Source organism: Butyrivibrio sp. AC2005 (assembly GCF_000424145.1).
Classification (GTDB): domain Bacteria; phylum Bacillota; class Clostridia; order Lachnospirales; family Lachnospiraceae; genus Butyrivibrio.
The window spans coordinates 1-3,540 of record NZ_AUJI01000078.1 but is presented as its reverse complement, the minus strand read 5'-3'; the positions used below and the strand labels follow the sequence as shown (position 1 = coordinate 3,540).

At 36.6% G+C, this 3,540-nt stretch carries 5 protein-coding genes and 1 pseudogene; 2 read left to right on the top strand and 4 right to left on the bottom strand.

All coding sequences use genetic code 11. From position 1 onward, the window contains the following. The coding region (locus G602_RS0117005; RefSeq protein WP_026660018.1) for a tyrosine-type recombinase/integrase at window positions 1-663 on the top strand (663 nt) is incomplete at its 5' end. A gap of 10 nt (window positions 664-673) precedes the next feature. On the opposite strand, the gene G602_RS31110 is transcribed toward G602_RS0117005, so the two are convergent. The 4 genes from G602_RS31110 to G602_RS30670 form a co-directional block, all read right to left on the bottom strand. Next, complete coding sequence (locus tag G602_RS31110) at window positions 674-2,062, bottom strand: DUF1287 domain-containing protein (RefSeq protein ID WP_049945302.1); 1,389 nt, start codon at window positions 2,060-2,062, stop codon at window positions 674-676. Between the two features lie 182 nt (window positions 2,063-2,244). After that, window positions 2,245-2,562, bottom strand: a complete 318-nt coding sequence (locus G602_RS0116995) for a BrnA antitoxin family protein (protein WP_026660017.1) — start codon at window positions 2,560-2,562, stop codon at window positions 2,245-2,247. Beyond that, complete coding sequence (locus tag G602_RS0116990; RefSeq protein ID WP_044932618.1) at window positions 2,549-2,842, bottom strand: BrnT family toxin; 294 nt, start codon at window positions 2,840-2,842, stop codon at window positions 2,549-2,551. Before G602_RS0116990 ends, G602_RS0116995 begins: the two co-directional genes overlap by 14 nt. A gap of 125 nt (window positions 2,843-2,967) precedes the next feature. Beyond that, on the bottom strand, window positions 2,968-3,120 hold the full coding sequence (locus G602_RS30670) for a hypothetical protein (RefSeq protein ID WP_155829976.1): 153 nt from the start codon (window positions 3,118-3,120) through the stop codon (window positions 2,968-2,970). Between the two features lie 161 nt (window positions 3,121-3,281). On the opposite strand from G602_RS30670, the pseudogene G602_RS27240 reads away from it, so the two are divergent. Beyond that, window positions 3,282-3,540: pseudogene (locus G602_RS27240) on the top strand (transposase); the annotation flags it as partial.

Genomic DNA, 3,540 nt, shown 5'->3' with positions numbered 1-3,540 from the left:
ACTAAAAATCCGACAGCTCTGACAGAAGGCCCAAAGATTAAAGCACATGATGTAATAAAGCTTTCAGATTCTCAGGTATCGGCGCTTTTAAACGCTATCAAAAGTCAGGATAAAATGTCTGAGCATGCAGTTAAATACAATGAGCGCATGGTTTCAAGAGATCTTGCGATAATGATGACTTTGCTTGGAACCGGTATGCGTATTTCCGAACTTGTCGGGCTTAACATTTCCGATATCGACAAAACTGATAAAACAAAAATATATCTGCGTATTGTAAGAAAAGGTGGCGATGAAGACAAAGTACGCGTTATTACCCCAGTTTATGATGCAATAACCGACTATTTGATAAAATCAAGACCTCAGTTGGTGGGCTCTTCAAGGGAAAATGCTCTTTTCATCTCAACCAGAGGAACCCGTATGTCCGTAAATGCCATACAGAAAATGCTGGAAAAATATTGTGAAAAAGCTGGGCTTCCTGACAACATTTCACCTCATAAGATGCGTGCAACCTTCGCCACAAAAGTATACTCAAAAACCAAGGATATCTATGCAATAAAGGATGCTCTTCATCACAGTACCATCGATACTTCCAAGCACTACATATCAGATAAGGAAGCAAGGATTGATGAAGCTGCAGAAGCGGCAGGATCATTATTTGAATAACTCATGATATTTATTCACTAATCCTATAATGGGCAATAATATCAACGTTTTCAGCCAAAGTATCCCATTCACATACTGTATCAGCTTCCTTTGGCAGATAAATTACACTTAAAATACCATTTTCATCGCGGTTATATGAGAGGATACCAATTTCATCAGAAAAGAATACTATATCTCCGGGTTGCCAATCTTCGTATTCTGAAAGATCTGTTGTCTTTTTGATAGCGTTTCTCGAAAAAAATACATTTAGGACATCGATATCACGAAAATCCATGTCTATGTTTGGCGTATCTACAGAATAAGCCTCCGGATGAGCGATTATGTCCTCATTTACCTGTTTACGTATATCATATCCGGCATCGCGCAGCGACATGGTTACAACATCTGCACTTGTCCCTATCCATTCAGTCGGATATCCTCCATCATATTGATGCAAACCGTAGGACCAGTCTTCCATAAGCATTATCTCTGCATTGTCAGCAATATCCGTCAAATCATCTATGCCATCCTCATCCATATCTACTGAACTGGACTTTATCTCTACATAAGACTTACCCATAAGCTCCTTCAGGCTTTCTTCCAGTTCTTTCTCCTTTTCAACCTCATATTTACTCGCTACCGGAAGAAAATATAGTGAAAAATAAAGACCTAATACCAGAGGAGTTACAAGTAAGACACATATGCCTCGTTTGATAAGTAAAGACTTCTTCTGCTCTGGCTTTTTTATCATCAGTTTTCGGAATATGTGCATAATAACTGATTCAAGTAAAAAAATAATTACAAAAACCAGGAATCCCGGCATAAAAAATCCTGTGTTATTTTTTGATATCATTCCCAAAATAATGGCAAACCATATAAAAACCACTATTGCTACAATCATGGTTAACATGCCTTTCTTCTTTGGCTGGGGTTCATCATCAAAGAGTGTTCTTAATAGGCCTTTTTCACTCCATCCATATGATGATAGGAAAAAATTCTTTTCATACTCAAGGCTGTCTCGTATAATATCTTCGAATTTGATTCCGGATTGCTCCTTATTGTTAATTTCGTCCCAATAATAATCAATGCTCAGATTAGAATAGTTTTCATTTCTTGTCTGCATATCTTTGCATAGTAAAAACGAACCATTTAATTCCTGCATTTTTTCGTTAATCAAGTTCAGGTTGTTTTCTACAAGTCCCTGAAGATCCGACTTGCCATTCTGCAATTCGGATATATCACCAATAGAAAATCCCATTTTCCGTAAAATGATCACTTTTTTTAGTGTCTCGATATCTTCATTAGAGTAATCTCTATATCCATTACTTTCTCTTGCAGGTTTAATCAGTCCCTTAGATTCATAAAATCTGATGTTAGCGCGATCAATTCCAAGCTGTTCCTCAACGTCTTTAATTGTCATGATTTAGCGCTCCTTTCTGTTTCTTTATCGCTATTATAGGGGTATAAACCTACTTTATAGTCAATATTTTTTTATCATATAGTGAATAAAATTTTTGCAGACTGGCATTTATAGAATGGGGCTATGTGAAAGAGCATAAAAATCCCACAGTCGTCAGGCTGTGGGAAGTATTAAATATTGTATTAACCCTTTATCAGATCAGGATCGTTCAAAGCATCTTCTATGATCTGAGCAAGAATCTTGGTATAACCTTTACCAAGTGATTTTGCTTTTCTAACTGTATTGGGTGAAAGTCTTAATGTCACGTTCTCTTTGCGCTTGCTTTCACGCTCCTTCTGGATGCGCTCTGAAACTCTACTGAACTTTGCAAGTTCCTCTTTTGTAAGAAGCGGGTTATCCTCATCATAGGAATAAGGGGTATTCTCAGCTTCTTTAAGCATTTTTAGCTGTTCTTTTGTAAGTTTTGAAGTAATATCTATTGTTTTTTTAATAGTAGCCATAATACTCTGCCCTCTCTTCCTTTTCAGCTTTTCTGGCGGATATCATCCGTATTACCTTACCATTATTTCTCATTGTGTATGAAACAACTATTACCATCAAGTGTCCATTGATAGCACCAATAACCTTGTACCTATCCTCGTTTTCACTATGTTTGCCATCATATTTCTCAATACGACATTCATCAGCAAATACGTGGGCTGCAGTAGAAAAATCAATCTTGTGCTTACTTATGTTCTTTTTTTCCTTAACGTCGTCCCATTCAAATTCCATATTGTTCATAATAATATTATAGTATTTGCAATACAAATTTGCAATGCATACTCGTAATGCAGAATTGAATATAATCACATATTCTGCTTTTTACAAAAATAACTTAAATTTGTTCGGCTTTTTATTGATTTATCTTAAAAGGATCGCCTTTTTACAACAAGCGGTCTGTTATTGTTTCTGGCTGACAGCTTTTCCATACACCATTCGTATTTCCTGCGGAAAGCTTCATCTCTCTGCTTTTTTATAATCTCTGGCCTTCTTGTATCCTGTACATCATGAAATCTCATATCTGACCTCCTGCATCTAAAAAGGTAGTGTCAAATTCACTACCCATTTTTAGTTCTAAAACCTTGATTTATCGGGAGTTCAAAATAAAAAGAGCATTGACCTCCCATTTTGGTATAATGTCAACGACCAAATCAACATCTCCGAAAAGGACTCAATGCTCATGAACATTATACTTTATTTACTTGAAATCATCCACCAACTCTATCAACAGAATTGCTGGCTTATTAACTTCATCTGCAGATATATACCGCTCAAACAGTGGGCTTTCGATGACTCACATTCTCCCAAATATCAAAAGTTCAAAGTGGATGAACTTCCTAAGATTGTCTATTATCATCAGGACTGGGACTGGAAGGACCTTAACAACTACTATACTCAGCGCTATGGCAAACCCGTTAAACCAATCAAAAGACGTTCAG